This is a genomic window from Streptomyces sp. NPDC087428 (genome assembly GCF_044744085.1).
GTDB lineage: Bacteria > Actinomycetota > Actinomycetes > Streptomycetales > Streptomycetaceae > Streptomyces.
The window spans coordinates 14,758-31,092 of the sequence record NZ_JBIUXR010000001.1 but is presented as its reverse complement, the minus strand read 5'-3'; the positions used below and the strand labels follow the sequence as shown (position 1 = coordinate 31,092).

Sequence of the window (16,335 nt, the reverse complement as noted above, 5' to 3'; positions counted from 1 at the left end):
CTTTTCCCTCACCCTCCGTACCGACCTCCCGTACGCTCCGCCGAGCCCCGCACCCCTCAGCCGGCGCATCCCGGCGGCGTGGCCCGCGTGTTGTGACCTTGGCCATACGCCGCGTCAGAGACGTGCGGCACATGGCCCCGTGCGGGCGTGCGCCAGTCCTCGGCGAGAGCCGGCCCCAACTGGTCGAGATACACCTCGGTCAGCGTCCGCAGCGAGTCCACGCTGGTCTCCCGCCCGTGCCCCCACAGCTGGCCGGTCACCCGCATCACCCCGCAGAACGCGGCGACGGCGACCCGCGGCCGCGGATCCAGCGTCACGTCCAGACCCTCGCGCTCGGCGATCAGCAGGGCGGTCTGGTTCTCCAGCTCACTGCTGCGCCGCAGGTGGGCGGCGAGCAGCGAGGGCGTCGATTCGATCATTTGGTACGTACGCATGTGGAGTTCGACCGGGATGAGGGCCTCGATGGCCTCCCCGATACTGTTCCAGGCACACAGCACCGCGCGGCGCATGGCCTCGAACGGGGCCTCCGAAGCGGGCCGTTGGCGCAGTTCGGCGATGAAGCGCGACTCCACCATCTCCTGGACGGCGAAGGCGGCCGACTCCTTGCCGGCGAAGTAGCGGAAGAAGGTGCGCTGGGAGACCTCCACCGCGTCGACGATCTCGTCGACGGTGGTCTCCTCGTACCCCTGGGTGGTGAAAAGATCGAGGGCGGCATGGAGCAGCGCGTCCCTGGTGCGTCGCTTCTTGCGCTCGCGCAGCCCGGTCGGATACTCGGCGGCTCGTTGCCCGTCGGTCACTGAGCTGGTCCTCTTTTCCTGCTTTGTCCAGCTCAGCGTACCTGTGAGCTACGTGACAGTTACCGACTTGTGAAATGGTTTGTCAACTGTCAGCGACTGACACTAATCTCCGGGTATGACTAGTCAGACCACCGTCGAAAAGGCACCGCGGGAGCCCCGGGATGTCCCTGTTCCCGCACCTGCCAAGGGGCTGCGCGGCCACCCCTGGCTGACGCTCTTCTCCGTGGCCATCGGCGTGATGATGGTTGCGCTCGACGGCACGATCGTCGCGATCGCCAACCCCGCGATCCAGAAGGACCTGGGCGCCTCGCTCGCCGATGTCCAGTGGATCACCAACGGCTACATGCTCGCCCTCGCGGTCTCCCTGATCACCGCGGGCAAGCTCGGTGACCGGTTCGGCCACCGCCAGACCTTCCTGATAGGCGTCGTGGGCTTCGCCGCGGCGTCCGGGGCCATCGGCCTCTCCAGCAGCGTCGTCCTCGTGATCACCTTCCGGGTGCTCCAGGGCCTCTTCGGCGCGCTGCTGATGCCGGCCGCGCTCGGCCTGCTCCGCGCCACCTTCCCGGCCGAGAAGCTGAACATGGCGATCGGCATCTGGGGCATGGTCATCGGCGCCTCGACCGCCGGTGGCCCGATCCTGGGCGGCGTGCTCGTCGAGCACGTCAGCTGGCAGTCCGTCTTCTTCATCAACGTGCCGGTCGGCGTGATCGCGCTCGTGCTGGGCGTGCTGATCCTCAAGGACCACCGCGCCGCGAACGCGCCGCGCTCCTTCGACTTCGCCGGCATCGTGCTGCTGTCCGGCGCGATGTTCTGCCTGATCTGGGCCCTCATCAAGGGCTCGGAGTGGGGCTGGGGCGACCCGAAGACGATCGGCTTCCTGATCGCCGCCGTCGCCCTGTTCGTCGGGTTCGCCCTCGTCCAGCAGCGCGTCGGGGAACCGCTGATCCCGCTGGCGATGTTCCGCTCCGTGCCGCTCTCCGCCGGTACGGTCCTGATGGTGCTGATGGCCTTCGCCTTCATGGGCGGCCTGTTCTTCGTCACCTTCTACCTCCAGAACGTGCACGGCATGAAGGCCGTCGACGCCGGTCTGCACCTGCTGCCGCTGACCGCGATGATGATCGTCGCCTCGCCGCTGGCGGGCTTCCTGATCACCAAGTTCGGCCCTCGGGTCCCGCTGGTCGGCGGCATGGTCTGCACCGCGGTCGCGTGCTTCGGCATGTCCCAGCTGACCGTCGGCACCGGCACCGTCACCATGTCGATCTGGTTCGCCCTGCTCGGCCTCGGCCTCGCGCCGGTCATGGTCGGCGCCACCGAGGTCATCGTGGGCAACGCCCCGATGGAGCTCTCGGGTGTCGCGGGAGGTCTCCAGCAGGCCGCCATGCAGGTCGGCGGCAGCCTCGGTACGGCCGTCCTCGGCGCCATCATGGCCTCCCGGGTCGATGCCGAGCTCGCCGACAACTGGAAGGCCGCGCAGCTGCCCCCGCTGTCCGGGGAGCAGCTGGACCAGGCGTCCCAGGCCGTCAAGGTCGGCATTCCGCCGGTCGCCCAGGGCACACCGCCCGAGGTCGCCGGCAAGATCGTGAACGTCGCCCATGACACGTTCGTGTCCGGCATGAGCACGGCGTTCATGGTCGCGGGCATCGTCGCGGTCATCGCGGCCCTGGTCGCCACCCTGACCAAGCGCGGCGAGAACGCCGAAGCGGGCGCGGGCGCCGGTCACATCTGATCCGACCGCCCGCCCCGACGCCGGGAGGCGTCAACGCAGTGCGCACAGCAGCCCCGCCGGAACGTTCCGGCGGGGCTGTCGCCTATCAGGGTGGTACCGCCCCCGGCCCCTTCCCGATCCGGCGCCCCGCAGCTCAGGGTGGGTGCGGAAGATCCACATCACCACGGGGGTTCAGTCACATGCGTACAACCGTCGTCGCCGCCGCCCTGGCCGTCGCCGCCCTGATGCCGCAGGCGGTGGCCCAGGCCGCGCCCGTCCGGCTCGGCACCTGCGGGGCCGGCCAGCTCTGCCTCTGGGCGAAACCGGGGTTCACCGGTGCCCGGCAGGTCCACGAGCTGTCCACCATCGACATCGACAGCTGCGTGCCGCTGCCGGCCGGTTCCGCCGTCCAGGCGCTCGCCAACCGCACCGGCCGCCCGGTCACGACCTACCAGTCGGCCGAGTGCGCGGAGACCGGCGAGTTCGAGACCTACCCGGGTGGGGGCACCTGGGTGCCGCAGTCCCCGTACCAGGTCCGCGCCTTCAAGGTCTGGGAGAACTGACCGCAAGGTCGGGGAGAACTGACCGTATACAGAAAACGCCGCGGGGCGGCGGGACCCAGAGGTCCCGCCGCCCCGCGGCCGTGCCTCGACAGCTACGCGTCGCCGCCCGCGGCCCCCGGATCGGCCGCGGCCACATCCAGCAGGTCGTAGCGGTCGACCGCCGTCTTCAGCGCCGAACGGTCGATCTTCCCCTCCTTCGCGAGCTCGGTGAGCACCGCCAGGACGATCGACTGCGCGTCGATGTGGAAGAACCGGCGCGCCGCGCCCCGCGTGTCCGCGAAGCCGAATCCGTCCGCACCCAGCGACTGGTACGCACCGGGCACCCAGCGAGCGATCTGGTCCGGTACGGACCGCATCCAGTCCGAGACCGCCACGAACGGCCCCTGGGCACCGGAGAGCTTGCGCGTCACGTACGGGACGCGCTGCTCCTCCTCCGGGTGCAGCAGGTTGTACCGCTCCACGTCCACGGCCTCGCGCCGCAGCTCGTTCCAGGAGGTCGCGGACCAGACGTCCGCCTTCACGTTCCACTCGTCGGCGAGGATGCGCTGCGCCTCTGCCGCCCAGGGGACCGCCACACCGGACGCCATGATCTGGGCCGGGATCTCGCCCTTCTCGCCGCTGCTGTAGCGGTACACGCCCTTCAGGATGCCCTCGACGTCCACGTCGGCCGGCTCGGCCGGGTGCTGGATCGGCTCGTTGTAGACCGTGAGGTAGTAGAAGACGTCCTCGTTCTCCTCGGGCGTCCCCCCGTACATCCGGCGCAGACCGTCCTTGACGATGTGCCCGATCTCGTACCCGAACGCCGGGTCGTACGCGACACAGGCCGGGTTGGTCGAGGCGAGCAGCTGCGAGTGGCCGTCCGCGTGCTGGAGCCCCTCGCCGGTCAGCGTCGTACGGCCGGCGGTGGCGCCCAGCACGAAACCGCGCGCGAGCTGGTCGGCCATCTGCCAGAACTGGTCGCCGGTCCGCTGGAAACCGAACATCGAGTAGAAGACGTACACCGGGATCAACGGCTCGCCGTGCGTGGCGTAGGCCGAACCGGCGGCGATCAGCGAGGCGGTGCAGCCCGCCTCGGAGATGCCGTCGTGCAGCATCTGGCCGGTCGGCGACTCCTTGTACGCGAGCAGCAGATCGCGGTCCACCGACTCGTACTGCTGACCCAGCGGGTTGTAGATCTTCGCACTCGGGAAGAACGCGTCCATACCGAAGGTCCGGTACTCGTCGGGCGCGATCAGCACGAAACGCTTGCCGATCTCCTTGTCCCGCATGAGGTCCTTCAGGACGCGGACGAACGCCATGGTGGTGGCGATCGACTGCTGGCCCGAACCCTTCTTCGCACTCGCGTACGCCTTGTCGTCGGGCAGCGGCAGTGGCTTCGCCCGCACCACCCGGGTCGGGACGTAACCGCCCAGACCCTTGCGGCGGTCGTGCATGTACTGGATCTCGTCCGAGTCGCGGCCCGGGTGGTAGTACGGCGGGTTCCCGTCCTCCAGCCGGCTGTCCGCGATCGGGATGTGCAGCCGGTCCCGGAAGCGCTTGAGGTCCTCGGCCGTGAGCTTCTTCATCTGGTGGGTCGCGTTGCGGCCCTCGAAGTTCGGCCCCAGCGTCCAGCCCTTGACCGTCTGCGCCAGGATCACCGTCGGCTGGCCCTTGTGGGCCTTGGCCGCCGCGTACGCCGCGTAGACCTTGCGGTGGTCGTGACCGCCGCGGCCCAGGTGCAGGATCTGCTGGTCGGACATGTCCTTGACCATGTCCCGCAGCCGGGCGTCGTCACCGAAGAAGTGTTCACGGATGTACGCGCCCGTCTCGGTGGCGTACGTCTGGAACTGGCCGTCCGGCGTGGTGTTCAGCTTGTTGACCAGGATGCCCGTGCGGTCCTGCGCCAGCAGCGGGTCCCAGGAGCGGTCCCAGACCAGCTTGATGACGTTCCAGCCGGCCCCGCGGAACTGCGACTCCAGCTCCTGGATGATCTTGCCGTTGCCGCGCACCGGGCCGTCGAGGCGCTGGAGGTTGCAGTTGACGACGAACGTCAGGTTGTCCAGGCCCTCACGGGCGGCGATGGAGAGCTGGCCGAGCGACTCCGGCTCGTCCATCTCGCCGTCGCCGAGATACGCCCAGACATGCGACTCGGAGGTGTCGGCGATGCCGCGCGCCTCCATGTAGCGGTTCATCCGCGCCTGGTAGATCGCGCCCAGCGGGCCGAGACCCATCGAGACGGTCGGGAACTCCCAGAAGTCCGGCATCAGCCGCGGGTGCGGGTAGCTGGACAGGCCGTTCGGCGCCTTCGACTTCTCCTGGCGGAAGCCGTCGAGCTGTGCCTCGCTCAGCCGGTCCAGCAGGAACGCGCGGGCGTAGATCCCGGGTGAGGCGTGACCCTGGAAGAAGATCTGGTCGCCGCCCAGGCCGTCGTCCTTGCCGCGGAAGAAGTGGTTGAAACCCACGTCGTACAGCGAGGCGGAGGACGCGAACGTGGCGATGTGACCGCCCACGCCGATCCCCGGACGCTGTGCCCGCGACACCATCACGGCCGCGTTCCAGCGCGTCGCGTTGAGGACCTTGCGCTCGACCTCCTCGTCGCCGGGGAAGAACGGCTCGTCCTTCGTGGCGATGGTGTTCACGTAGTCCGTGCTACGCATCTCCGGCACGGCGACACGCTTCTCGCGTGCCCGCTCGATGAGCCGGAGCATGAGGTAGCGGGCCCGCTCGCGGCCCCGCTCGTCGACGGCGGCGTCGAGGGAGTCGAGCCATTCCTGGGTCTCTTCGGGATCGAAATCCGGGACCTGACTCGGAAGGCCGCCAATGATGATCGGGTTGCGATCGGATCCGGAAGCCACGCTGTTCCTTCGCTGTTCGGTGCTGCGCTACGGGGCCTGGGTGAGGGAGTCACGCCCCCGGGATGTGTACACGTACGCCGTCCCATCGTGTACCCGCGAGCGCGCAAACGTCATCTCTACCGAGAGGTAACCAGAGGCTGCCGGGCCGCCGGGTCCCGGAGGTCCGGATGGGCCGCGGCTGAGCGGGTACCGGGGAGGCAGGACGCGCCGGGAGGGTGGATCGGGCAGGATGGGTCGGGCGAAACCGCAACCATACGCCCAAGGCGTCCAAGTGTTCCCAAACACTGCTCGACTCCGAATGCCGGACCGAAACGGCATAAGCTGTTCAAGGACGTAAAGGGTGTGGACGGTAGCGCGGGCTCCGGCAAGGGGCCGCCGACAGTGCGGCGACGTGGCACGAAACGTCACCGTTTAGGCGGTCTCGTGCGCTGGGTACTTGCGCGATCCGCCGCTCCCGTGTGGACTACGGCCAACGCCCCGCGTACGCGCGTGGGTGCAGCATTTTCCGAAACATGATCAGGAGGCAACCCGTGAGCGCGACCGCGGACCACGCGGAGGAGCGGACCAACCCGGCAGCACGCCTGGGGTTCGAGCCCGGACAAGTGGTCCAGGAGATCGGCTACGACGACGACGTCGAGCTGGAGCTCCGTGAGGGCATTGAGGCCACTATCGGCCAGGATCTCGTCGACGAGGACTACGACGACGTCGCAGACGTCGTCCTGCTCTGGTTCCGCGACGAGGACGGCGACCTTACGGACGCGCTGGTGGATGCCATCGGTCTGCTCGAGGAGGGCGGCACGGTCTGGCTGATGACGCCGAAGACCGGCCGTGACGGATACGTCGAGCCGAGCGACATCAACGAGGCTGCCCAGACAGCCGGTCTCGCCCAGACCAAGAGCATCAGCGCGGGCAAGGACTGGACGGGCAGCCGTCTGGCCACGCCGAAGGTGGCGGCCAAACCCAGGCGCTGAACCGCATTTCGCCACTGAAGGCCCCCGACGGCAGCACGCCGCCCGGGGGCCTTCGTACGTCCACGGACGGCCGCGGCACGCGGCGGAAGCCGGGGGATGGGCCTCTGTGGGTGCTGCACGGCCGCCAGAGGCCTCTGCGTAGGGTGGGAGCCACCCGGACAGCCCAGCCCGGCGACGTAGCGAAGGGACGCGTTTCATGGCGATCGAGGTCGGCACCAAGGCCCCGGATTTCGAGCTGAAGGACAATCACGGCCGGACCGTGAAGCTCTCCGATTTTCGCGGCGCCAAGAACGTGGTGCTGCTGTTCTACCCGTTCGCCTTCACCGGCGTCTGCACGGGTGAGCTCTGCGCCCTGCGCGACGAGCTGCCCACGTTCGAGAACGACGACACGCAGCTGCTCGCCGTCTCCAACGACTCCATCCACACCCTGCGCGTCTTCGCCGAGCAGGAGGGCCTGGAGTACCCGCTGCTCTCGGACTTCTGGCCGCACGGTGAGACCTCGCGGGCGTACGGCGTCTTCGACGAGGAGAAGGGCTGCGCGGTGCGCGGAACCTTCATCATCGACAAGGAGGGCGTGGTGCGCTGGACCGTCGTGAACGCTCTGCCCGACGCGCGCGACCTCAACGACTACATCAAGGCGCTCGGCTCGCTCTGATCCGAGATCCGGTGGATCTCCGCGCGACCCCCGGCCAAAAGCCTGTTTTGGCCGGGAACCGGTCACTAGGATCCACTCGTTGATCCGATGCCAACGCAACGTGGAGGCGCCGGCACCGGCCGGCCCCCAATGAAACCAATGGGAGGACTCGTGGGAGTCAGCCTCAGCAAGGGCGGCAACGTCTCGCTGACCAAGGCCGCGCCCAACCTGACCGCGGTCATCGTGGGTCTGGGCTGGGACGCTCGTACCACCACCGGTGGAGACTTCGACCTCGACGCCAGCGCACTGCTGACGAACGCCGAGGGCAAGGTCGGCAACGACGGCAATTTCGTCTTCTTCAACAACCTCAAGAGCCCCGACGGCTCCGTCGAGCACACCGGTGACAACCTCACCGGTGAGGGCGAGGGCGACGACGAGATCATCAAGGTCAACCTGGCCGGTGTCCCGGCCGACGTCGACAAGATCGTCTTCCCGGTCTCGATCTACGAGGCCGAGTCGCGCCAGCAGAGCTTCGGCCAGGTGCGCAACGCGTACATCCGCGTGGTCAACCAGGCCGACAACAGCGAGCTCGCGCGCTACGACCTGAGCGAGGACGCCTCGACGGAGACCGCCATGGTCTTCGGCGAGCTGTACCGCAACGGTGCGGAGTGGAAGTTCCGCGCCATCGGTCAGGGCTACGCCTCGGGTCTGCGCGGCATCGCGCAGGACTTCGGCGTCAACGTCTAGACAGCCGGTCCGGGGGCACGCCCCCGGGCAGGCAGCAGCACGTCCCGTCCGGCGCCGCACTCCGTGCGGCGCCGGACGCGCTCAACAGACGGTTCATTCACTCGGGGAGGACACACACCATGGGCGTCACACTCGCCAAGGGAGGCAACGTCTCCCTCTCCAAGGCCGCACCCAATCTCACCCAGGTGCTGATCGGGCTCGGCTGGGACGCACGATCCACCACGGGGGCCGACTTCGACCTCGACGCCAGCGCGCTGCTGTGCCAGTCGGGACGGGTGCTCGGCGACGAATGGTTCGTGTTCTACAACAACCTCACGAGCCCCGACGGCTCCGTGGAGCACACCGGTGACAACCTCACGGGTGAGGGCGAGGGCGACGACGAGTCGGTCATCGTGAACCTCACGCAGGTGCCGGCCGGCTGCGACAAGATCGTATTTCCGGTCTCGATTCATGACGCGGACAATCGCGGGCAGACATTCGGGCAGGTCAGCAATGCGTTCATCCGGGTGGTGAACCAGGCCGACGGCCAGGAACTCGCGCGGTACGACCTGAGCGAGGACGCCTCGACGGAGACCGCGATGATCTTCGGTGAGCTCTACCGTTATGGCGGCGAGTGGAAGTTCCGTGCGGTGGGGCAGGGGTACGCGTCGGGACTGCGGGGCATCGCTCTAGACTTCGGGGTCAACGTTTCGTAAAGCCGCGCTCGGCGCGGGGGAGCCCCGTACTCACCGGGGGAGACCCGTTAAATAACTGATGGGGTAGCCAGTGCTTCTGAAAACCTTCGGCTGGTCGTTCGCGATTACCGCGATCGGCCTGGTCGCAGCGTGGTTCTACGGGGGGTGGGAGGCCTTCGGAGTCGTGGCGATCCTCTCCGTCCTGGAGATCTCGCTGTCCTTCGACAACGCGGTGGTCAACGCCGGAATCCTGAAGAAGATGAGTGCCTTCTGGCAGAAGATCTTCCTCACGGTCGGTGTGCTCATCGCGGTCTTCGGTATGCGACTGGTGTTCCCCGTCGTGATCGTGGCCATCACTGCCAAGCTGGGCCCGATCGAGGCTGTTGATCTTTCCTTCAACGACCCGGACCGCTACAAGGAACTGGTCACGGACGCCCATCCGGCGATCGCTTCCTTCGGTGGGATGTTCCTGTTGATGATCTTCCTCGACTTCATTTTCGAGGACCGTGACATCCAGTGGCTGCGCTGGATCGAGCGCCCGCTCGCCAAGCTCGGCAAGGTCGACATGCTGTCGGTCTGCATCGCGCTGATCGTCCTGCTGGTCTCTGCCCTGACGTTCGCGGCCAACGCGCATCAGCACGGCGGCGGACACGCGGACAAGGCGGAGACGGTCATGCTCGCGGGTATCGCGGGTCTGATCACCTACCTCATCGTCGGCGGACTCTCCGGCTACTTCGAGAACAAACTCGAAGAGGAGGAGGAACGCGAGCACGAGGAGGAGGAGCAGGCCAAGCAGACCGGCAAGAAGCTCTCCGCGGTCGCACTCTCCGGCAAGGCCGCGTTCTTCATGTTCCTCTATCTGGAAGTGCTCGACGCGTCCTTCTCGTTCGACGGCGTGATCGGCGCCTTCGCCATCACCAACGAGATCGTGCTGATGGCGCTGGGCCTCGGTATCGGTGCCATGTACGTCCGTTCGCTCACGGTCTACCTGGTCCGCCAGGGCACCCTGGACGACTACGTCTACCTGGAGCACGGCGCGCACTATGCGATCGGCGCGCTGGCTGTCATCCTGCTCGTCACGATCCAGTACGAGATCAACGAGATCATCACCGGTCTCGTGGGCGTCGTCCTGATCGCCTGGTCGTTCTGGTCGTCGGTCCGGCGCAACAAGGCCCTGGAGGCCGAAGGCGGCGGCGGGGACGGCGGCGGGGACGGCGGTTCCACGTCGGAAGTGTCCGCCGGGGTGTGACCCGGTAGGGAATGAGGAACGCTCTCTGCGGGGCGGCTCGTACGGTGAAGGTCCTCGGGAACACCCGGACCCGGCCCGGAGCCGCCCCGCAGCGGTGCGTGCGTCGCGTGTGCCTCGTGCGACGGGTGCGGGGCCGATATGCGGGGCCGATATGTGTGGGGGTTGGGAATGGCGTTCTGGGACAGCCTGTGGCCGGGGCGGGAAGCACAGTTCGAGTCGGGCAGCGCGGCCACCAATTCCATCGTGCTCTCCAAGCGGCACGCCACGGTCTCGCTGACCAAACAGGGCGCGCTGACGGGCAACCTCCGGGTCAACCTCTCCTGGCGGATGCGCACCTCGGACATCGAGGGCCGGTCGTCGCAGAGCGGCCGGCTGCTGCGGCCGTTCAAGCTCTTCAAGCCCGACGTGGTCCAGGCGCACACCCAGGGCGTGGTCAACGTCGACCTGGACCTGGGCTGCATGTACGAGCTGGCGGACGGCACCAAGGGCGTCGTGCAGCCGCTGGGCAACCTGCTGGGCGATCTGAACGGGCCGCCCTACATAAGGCTCAGCGGGGACGACCGCTTCGGGGCGCCGTCCGGCGAGACGCTCTACGTCAACCTCGACCAGCGCGACCAGATCAAGCGCCTGCTGTGCTTCGTCTACATCTACGACCAGACGCCGGCCTTCGACCGTACGCACGCCAAGATCACGCTCTACCCGGGCAACGGGCCGCGCATCGAGATCGAGCTGGACGAACGGGCCCCGGAGGCCCGCTCGTGCGCCGTGTTCACGGTGGAGAACGTCAAGGGCGAACTGATCGTGCGGCGCGAGGTGAAGTTCGTGTACGGCTTCCAGTCGGAGCTGGACCGGCTGTACGGCTACGGGATGCAGTGGGGACGCGGCTACAAGTCCCGCGCGTAGCGGGTCCGGATGCGCTGGAGCGGACACGGTGGGCCGGATGTGCGGTCGGCCGGACGCGGTGGGCCGGATGTGCGGTCGGCCGGACGCGGTGGGCCGGATGTGCGGTCGGCCGGACGCGGTGGGTCAGGGGCGTATGAACTGCGGCCCCTGCGGCGGCAGGACGAAATTCGGGTCCGGCGCGTACGCGGCCGCCGCCGCGGGCTGCGGATAGCCGTAGGCGGGCTGCGCGGAGGCCGGCTGGGGGTAGCCGTAGGCGGGCTGCGGCGCCGGTGCGGGGGGCGGGGCCACGGCGGGCTGCGGATAGCCGTACGCGGGCTGCTGGTGCTGCACCGTGATCTGCGAGTCCGGCCCGGGGGCCGGTGCGGGCGGGAACGCCGGTGCGGGCGGCAGCGGCGCCGGGTCGGGCTCGGCCGCGGCCTCCGCCTCGTCGACCGAGATGCCGAACGCGGTCGCGAGTCCGACGAGACCGGTCGGGTAGCCCTGCCCCACGGCCCGGAACTTCCAGCCGTCCCCGCGCCGGTACAGCTCGCCGCAGATGATCGCGGTTTCCTCGCCGGTCTCCGGCCGTACCTCGAACACGGCGAGCGGTTCGCCGCCCGCCGCGGCCGCGTCGAAGAGCATGATGCACAGGTCGTGCACGTGCTCGAAGGCGGCTCCGTCGGAGGACGCGGCGATGACCACCTGGTCGACCGAGGGGTCGAGCGCGTTCAGATCGGCCTCGATGGTGTCCGTCAGCCCCTCGGCCAGGCTCCGCTTCGGCAGCCGCCGCACCAGGCCGGAGGGATGACGGGGCTGGTTGTAGAAGACGAAGTCCTCGTCCGAGCGCACGCGGCCGCCGGAGCCGAGCAGCAGGGCCGAGGCGTCCACGTCGGGAACCCCGGCCCCCGGGGTCCAGCGCAGCACGGCCCGTACGGCCATGGCGTCGAGTGGGACGTTCGAACCTTTCACCATCGCGTGCGTCATGGCGGTCATCCTGCCTGCTGGCCGCCCCGCGGACAACGCTGGGGTCGCGAGCCGTGTCGTGGCGGAATGCCGGAAGCGCCGCGTCCGCACCCCTCGGAACCGTCGCTAAATGGACGAGTTACCCGGAATTCATGCGCCCAGGGAACTGCCGACACCCGTCCGTACGTACTATTACCGGCCACACGTTGTCCGATCGGGCAGGTAGCACGGGGGGATTTGGATGCGTCATTTCGGGCATATTGCGCCCACTGTCAGAGGCGATCTGTTCTTCCAGCAGCCGTGCGACTTCGACGCCGACGCACCGGCCCGAGTGCTCTCGGCCGCTCTGGGAGCCACCCTCTACAGCCCCGCCACCCGGCCGGCACTCGCTGACGACGTCATCAAGCAGGCCGGCCGGGGCGTCGTCTCCATGGTGCTGTGCTTGGAGGATTCGATCGACGACTCAGAGGTGGCGGGCGCCGAGGAGAACCTGGTCGGCCAGTTCGCCGAACTCGACGCGCGCGGCGGCGAGCTCCCGCTGCTCTTCATCCGGGTCCGGGAACCGCACCAGATCACGGACCTGGTGCGCCGCCTCGGCGATTCCGCCCGATTGTTGTCCGGTTTTGTACTTCCGAAGTTCACGCAAGAGCGCGGCGTGCCCTTCATGGAGGCGCTCACGAAGGCCGAGAGCGACGGCGGCCGACGGCTCTTCGCCATGCCCGTACTGGAATCACCGGAGCTGCTCCATCTGGAGACCCGGCAGGAGGCCCTCCAGAAGATCGCCACCACCGTCGACTCCTACCGCGACCGCGTCCTCGCGCTGCGGCTCGGCGTCACCGACTTCTGCTCGGCGTACGGGCTGCGCAGGCCGCCCGATATGACGGCGTACGACGTCCGGATCGTCGGGGACGTCATCGCCGACGTGGTCAACGTCCTGGGCCGGGCCGACGGCACCGGCTTCACGATCACCGGACCGGTGTGGGAGTACTTCCGACTCCAGGAACGCATGTTCAAGCCACAGCTGCGCCGCAGCCCCTTCCTGGAGGGCCGGGCCGAAGAACTGCGCACCGCGCTGATCGAGCACGACCTGGACGGCCTGCTGCGGGAGATAGAGCTGGACCGGGCCAACGGCCTGCTCGGCAAGACCTGTATCCACCCCTCGCACGTCGCACCCGTGCACGCGCTGTCGGTGGTCAGTCACGAGGAGTTCAGCGACGCCCAGGACATCCTGCGGCCCGAGAGCGGGGGCGGCGGCGTGCTGCGCTCCTCGTACACGAACAAGATGAACGAAGTGAAGCCGCACCGGGCCTGGGCCGAGCGCACCCTCCAGCGCGCCGAGGTGTTCGGAGTGGCGCGGGAAGACGTCGGCTTCGTGGAGCTGCTGGCCGCGAGCCTCGCGGAATGAGCCCGTTCGGGTGAGGCTGGACCGGTGACGGTGTTCCGGTCGCGGTGCTCCGGAGCGGTGTTCCGATGGCGCTGCTCCGGCGACGGTGTCCGGAAGGCGTGACCCCGAGTGCGACCCGATGAGCGGGCGCACAGCTGAGGAAAGAGACGGCGAACGTGGTGTGGTCGGGTAGCTGGGTCGCGGAGCGGCTGGGCGTCGAGCTCGTGGGCGACGGCGAGCTGCGGGAGCTGCTGGGCCTCGCCCTGCGGCGCAACCCCAAGCGAGCGCATCTGCTCGTGTCCCACGTGCTCGGCAAGCATGTGCCGCAGTACCCCTCGGTGGTCTACGGCGCCGGATTCGAGCTCGGCCGCCGGGTGCGGGAACTGCTCGGGGAGGCCGGGACGCGGCGCGCGGTCGTGCTCGGTTACGCGGAGACGGCCACCGGCCTCGGCCACGCGGTCGCCGACGGGCTCGGCGCCGCACCGTACCTCCACTCGACGCGACGCCCCGTGGAGGGCGTGGCGCGCGCGGGCGGCTTCGAGGAGTCGCACTCGCACGCCACCTCGCACCTGCTCCTGCCGGAGGACCCGGACCTGCTGGCGGGCGATGCCGGGGACGCGGTCGACGCGGGGGGCGTGGCCGATGCGGGAGGCGTGGCCGATGCGGTGCTGGTGCTGGTCGATGACGAGTTCTCCACCGGCAACACCGTCCTCAACACCATCCGCGCCCTGCACGAGCGCTACCCCCGGAACCGCTACGTGATCGTGGCCCTGGTCGACATGCGCTCGCCGTCCGACCGTGGCCGGCTGGCCGAGTTCGCGGCGGAGACCGGCGCCCGGATCGACCTGGTGGCGAGGAACTCGGGCACGGTCCGCCTCCCGGACGGCGTCCTGGAGAAGGGGCAGGCGCTGGTCGCGGCGGAGGAGGCGGCGCAGGAGGCGCGGGCGACAACGGTTGGTGTCGGCTCCCGCTCCCACCCCCGTCCCTGCACCCGGGTGGAGCTGGGGTGGCCCGTCGGCGTGCCCGACGGTGGCAGGCACGGCTTCACCCCCGCGCACCGCGACCGGCTGGAGGCGGCACTCCCCGACATGGCGGACCGCATCGTCGCGGCGCTGGGCGAGGGAATACGGAGCGAGGACGTGGCGCGACGATGCGCTCCGCCGGACGACGGGACACTGCCCGATGCCCTGCCCGACGGGGCGCTGCCCGACGGGGCGCTGCCCGACGGGGCGCTGCCCGACGGGGCGCTGGACGACAGGGCACGCCGCGTACTGGTCCTCGGCTTCGAGGAGCTGATGTACGCACCCCTGCGCCTGGCCACCGCCCTGGAGGACCGCATCGGCGCCGAGGTCCGGTACTCCACCACGACCCGCTCCCCGGTCCTCGCGGTGGACGACCCGGGCTACGCGATACGCACCCGGCTGGTCTTCCCGGCCCACGACGGCCCGGCGGACGGCCCCGGCGACCGGTACGCGTACAACGTCGCGGGCGCCGGCTTCGACGCCATTGTGGCCGTCGTCGACTCCACCGCGGACACACCCGAACTGCACGCCCCCGACGGGCTGCTGGCGCGGCTCGCCCCGCACACCGCACAGGTCCTGCTCGCGGTCGTGCCCTCGTACATACCGCTGGCCGGGGCGGAGGCCGCGACCCCGGACGTGACACCGGCGGCGGCCGTTCAGCCCGAGGCCGCCGTCACCACCCCCCAACGCCAGGAAGAACCCCGCATGCTGCCCGAGCCCCTCCGCGGCCCCGCCTTCTCCTCCTACGCGCCGGACGAGGTCGGCTGGCTGCTCCAGGATCTCTCGGACACCGAGCTGGAGGCGCCCACCGAGGAGCGCGAGGAGGCGATACAGAGCGGTGGCGCGCACTACGCCGAGTCGCTGCCCGTCGAGTACCAGCCGTCCGAGCAGTACCAGGACCTGTTCAAGGCGGCGCTGGACCTGTCGGCCGCCCGCATCGCCCGCGCCGTCGGCGCCGTCACCGAGACCGTCCTCGCCGAGCGCGGCCCCCGCCCCGTCCTGGTCTCGCTGGCCCGCGCCGGCACCCCCGTCGGCGTACTGATGCGCCGCTGGGCCCGCCACCGGCACGGTGTCGACCTGCCGCACTACGCCGTCTCGATCGTGCGCGGCCGCGGCATCGACGCCAACGCCCTGCGCTGGCTGGCCGCCCACCACAACCCGGCCGACGTCGTGTTCGTCGACGGCTGGACGGGGAAGGGCGCCATCACCCGCGAACTGGCCGCCGCCATCGCCGAGTTCGAGGACTCCGACGGAACGGAGGGCTTCAACCCGGAGATCGCGGTCCTGGCCGACCCCGGCGGCTGCGTCCGTACGTACGGCACGCGCGAGGACTTCCTGATCCCCTCGGCCTGCCTCAACTCCACGGTTTCCGGCCTGATCTCCCGTACGGTCCTGCGCTCCGACCTGGTCGGTCCCGAGGACTTCCACGGCGCGAAGTTCTACCGTGAGCTCGCCGGATCGGATGTCTCCGGCCACTTCCTCGACACCGTCGCCGAACGGTTCGGCGAGGTCACCGACGCGGTCGACGCCGACGTCAAGGAGCTGCTCGCCGCCGACCGCGCGCCCACCTGGGAGGGCTGGGCCGCGGTGGAACGCATCAGCGAGGAGTACGGCATCCACGACGTGAACCTGGTGAAGCCGGGCGTCGGAGAGACGACCCGGGTCCTGCTGCGCCGGGTCCCGTGGAAGATCCTCGCCAAGCGCGGCGCGGGCGCGGACCTGGAACACATCAGGCTGCTTGCGCGGCAGCGCGGCGTACCGGTCGAGGAGGTCGACGCGCTCCCGTACACCTGCGTCGGGCTGATCCACCCCAAGTACACGCGCGGGGCGACCGGTGCGGACGGCAAGGCGGTGGAGTCCAAGTGACGTTCCACGCGCCCTCTCCGCCCTCCCCGGCCTCCCTGCCCTCT

At 69.3% G+C, this 16,335-nt stretch carries 13 protein-coding genes; 10 read left to right on the top strand and 3 right to left on the bottom strand.

Annotation, left to right across the window (positions count from 1 at the left end; all coding sequences use genetic code 11):
- Positions 1-56 precede the first annotated feature (56 nt).
- Positions 57-797: a TetR/AcrR family transcriptional regulator gene (locus ACIO3R_RS00150; protein WP_402101780.1), complete on the bottom strand. Its 741-nt coding sequence runs from the start codon at positions 795-797 to the stop codon at positions 57-59.
- Between the two features lie 238 nt (positions 798-1,035).
- Here ACIO3R_RS00150 and ACIO3R_RS00145 point away from each other — a divergent pair, with 238 nt between their 5' ends.
- Both ACIO3R_RS00145 and ACIO3R_RS00140 read left to right on the top strand, forming a co-directional pair.
- Positions 1,036-2,523, top strand: a complete 1,488-nt coding sequence (locus tag ACIO3R_RS00145) for a DHA2 family efflux MFS transporter permease subunit (RefSeq protein ID WP_385027591.1) — start codon at positions 1,036-1,038, stop codon at positions 2,521-2,523.
- 179 nt (positions 2,524-2,702) lie between these two features.
- Positions 2,703-3,065: a peptidase inhibitor family I36 protein gene (locus ACIO3R_RS00140; RefSeq protein ID WP_402101778.1), complete on the top strand. Its 363-nt coding sequence runs from the start codon at positions 2,703-2,705 to the stop codon at positions 3,063-3,065.
- Positions 3,066-3,157: 92 nt separating this feature from the next.
- Here ACIO3R_RS00140 and aceE read toward each other — a convergent pair whose 3' ends face one another.
- A complete protein-coding gene (gene aceE, locus ACIO3R_RS00135; protein WP_363030744.1) occupies positions 3,158-5,899 on the bottom strand; it encodes a pyruvate dehydrogenase (acetyl-transferring), homodimeric type in 2,742 nt (913 codons plus the stop codon).
- Positions 5,900-6,429: 530 nt separating this feature from the next.
- Between aceE and ACIO3R_RS00130 the strand changes: the two genes are divergently transcribed.
- The 6 genes from ACIO3R_RS00130 to ACIO3R_RS00105 all read left to right on the top strand — a co-directional run bounded on the left by ACIO3R_RS00130 (position 6,430) and on the right by ACIO3R_RS00105 (position 11,077).
- Entirely contained in the window at positions 6,430-6,870 is a 441-nt protein-coding gene (locus ACIO3R_RS00130; RefSeq protein WP_073735865.1) for a DUF3052 domain-containing protein, read from the top strand.
- Between the two features lie 196 nt (positions 6,871-7,066).
- A complete protein-coding gene (locus ACIO3R_RS00125; protein WP_385041630.1) occupies positions 7,067-7,525 on the top strand; it encodes a peroxiredoxin in 459 nt (152 codons plus the stop codon).
- A gap of 150 nt (positions 7,526-7,675) precedes the next feature.
- The gene (locus tag ACIO3R_RS00120) at positions 7,676-8,251 is read left to right on the top strand and encodes a TerD family protein (protein ID WP_363030743.1); all 576 of its coding nucleotides are present in this window, start codon (positions 7,676-7,678) and stop codon (positions 8,249-8,251) included.
- Between the two features lie 119 nt (positions 8,252-8,370).
- Positions 8,371-8,946, top strand: a complete 576-nt coding sequence (locus ACIO3R_RS00115) for a TerD family protein (protein ID WP_123470656.1) — start codon at positions 8,371-8,373, stop codon at positions 8,944-8,946.
- Between the two features lie 70 nt (positions 8,947-9,016).
- Complete coding sequence (locus ACIO3R_RS00110) at positions 9,017-10,174, top strand: DUF475 domain-containing protein (RefSeq protein ID WP_402101774.1); 1,158 nt, start codon at positions 9,017-9,019, stop codon at positions 10,172-10,174.
- A gap of 168 nt (positions 10,175-10,342) precedes the next feature.
- Complete coding sequence (locus tag ACIO3R_RS00105; protein WP_385028076.1) at positions 10,343-11,077, top strand: Tellurium resistance; 735 nt, start codon at positions 10,343-10,345, stop codon at positions 11,075-11,077.
- A 123-nt stretch (positions 11,078-11,200) separates the two neighbouring features.
- Here ACIO3R_RS00105 and ACIO3R_RS00100 read toward each other — a convergent pair whose 3' ends face one another.
- Positions 11,201-12,040, bottom strand: a complete 840-nt coding sequence (locus tag ACIO3R_RS00100; protein ID WP_385028079.1) for a TerD family protein — start codon at positions 12,038-12,040, stop codon at positions 11,201-11,203.
- A 220-nt stretch (positions 12,041-12,260) separates the two neighbouring features.
- Here ACIO3R_RS00100 and ACIO3R_RS00095 point away from each other — a divergent pair, with 220 nt between their 5' ends.
- Positions 12,261-13,424 carry an HpcH/HpaI aldolase/citrate lyase family protein gene (locus ACIO3R_RS00095; protein WP_385028082.1) on the top strand — a complete coding sequence of 388 codons (1,164 nt, stop codon included), beginning with the start codon at positions 12,261-12,263 and terminating at the stop codon, positions 13,422-13,424.
- Between the two features lie 155 nt (positions 13,425-13,579).
- On the top strand, positions 13,580-16,291 hold the full coding sequence (locus ACIO3R_RS00090; RefSeq protein WP_402101771.1) for a phosphoribosyltransferase: 2,712 nt from the start codon (positions 13,580-13,582) through the stop codon (positions 16,289-16,291).
- Positions 16,292-16,335 lie beyond the last annotated feature (44 nt).

Bases quoted from the DNA above. Each gene is read 5' to 3' on its own strand.
- ACIO3R_RS00140 (WP_402101778.1), top strand. From the start codon at position 2,703: ATGCGTACAACCGTCGTCGCCGCCGCCCTGGCCGTCGCCGCCCTGATG.
- ACIO3R_RS00145 (WP_385027591.1), top strand. From the start codon at position 1,036: ATGATGGTTGCGCTCGACGGCACGATCGTCGCGATCGCCAACCCCGCG.
- ACIO3R_RS00105 (WP_385028076.1), top strand. From the start codon at position 10,343: ATGGCGTTCTGGGACAGCCTGTGGCCGGGGCGGGAAGCACAGTTCGAG.
- ACIO3R_RS00125 (WP_385041630.1), top strand. From the start codon at position 7,067: ATGGCGATCGAGGTCGGCACCAAGGCCCCGGATTTCGAGCTGAAGGAC.
- ACIO3R_RS00095 (WP_385028082.1), top strand. From the start codon at position 12,261: ATGCGTCATTTCGGGCATATTGCGCCCACTGTCAGAGGCGATCTGTTC.
- ACIO3R_RS00115 (WP_123470656.1), top strand. From the start codon at position 8,371: ATGGGCGTCACACTCGCCAAGGGAGGCAACGTCTCCCTCTCCAAGGCC.
- ACIO3R_RS00100 (WP_385028079.1), bottom strand. From the start codon at position 12,040: ATGACGCACGCGATGGTGAAAGGTTCGAACGTCCCACTCGACGCCATG.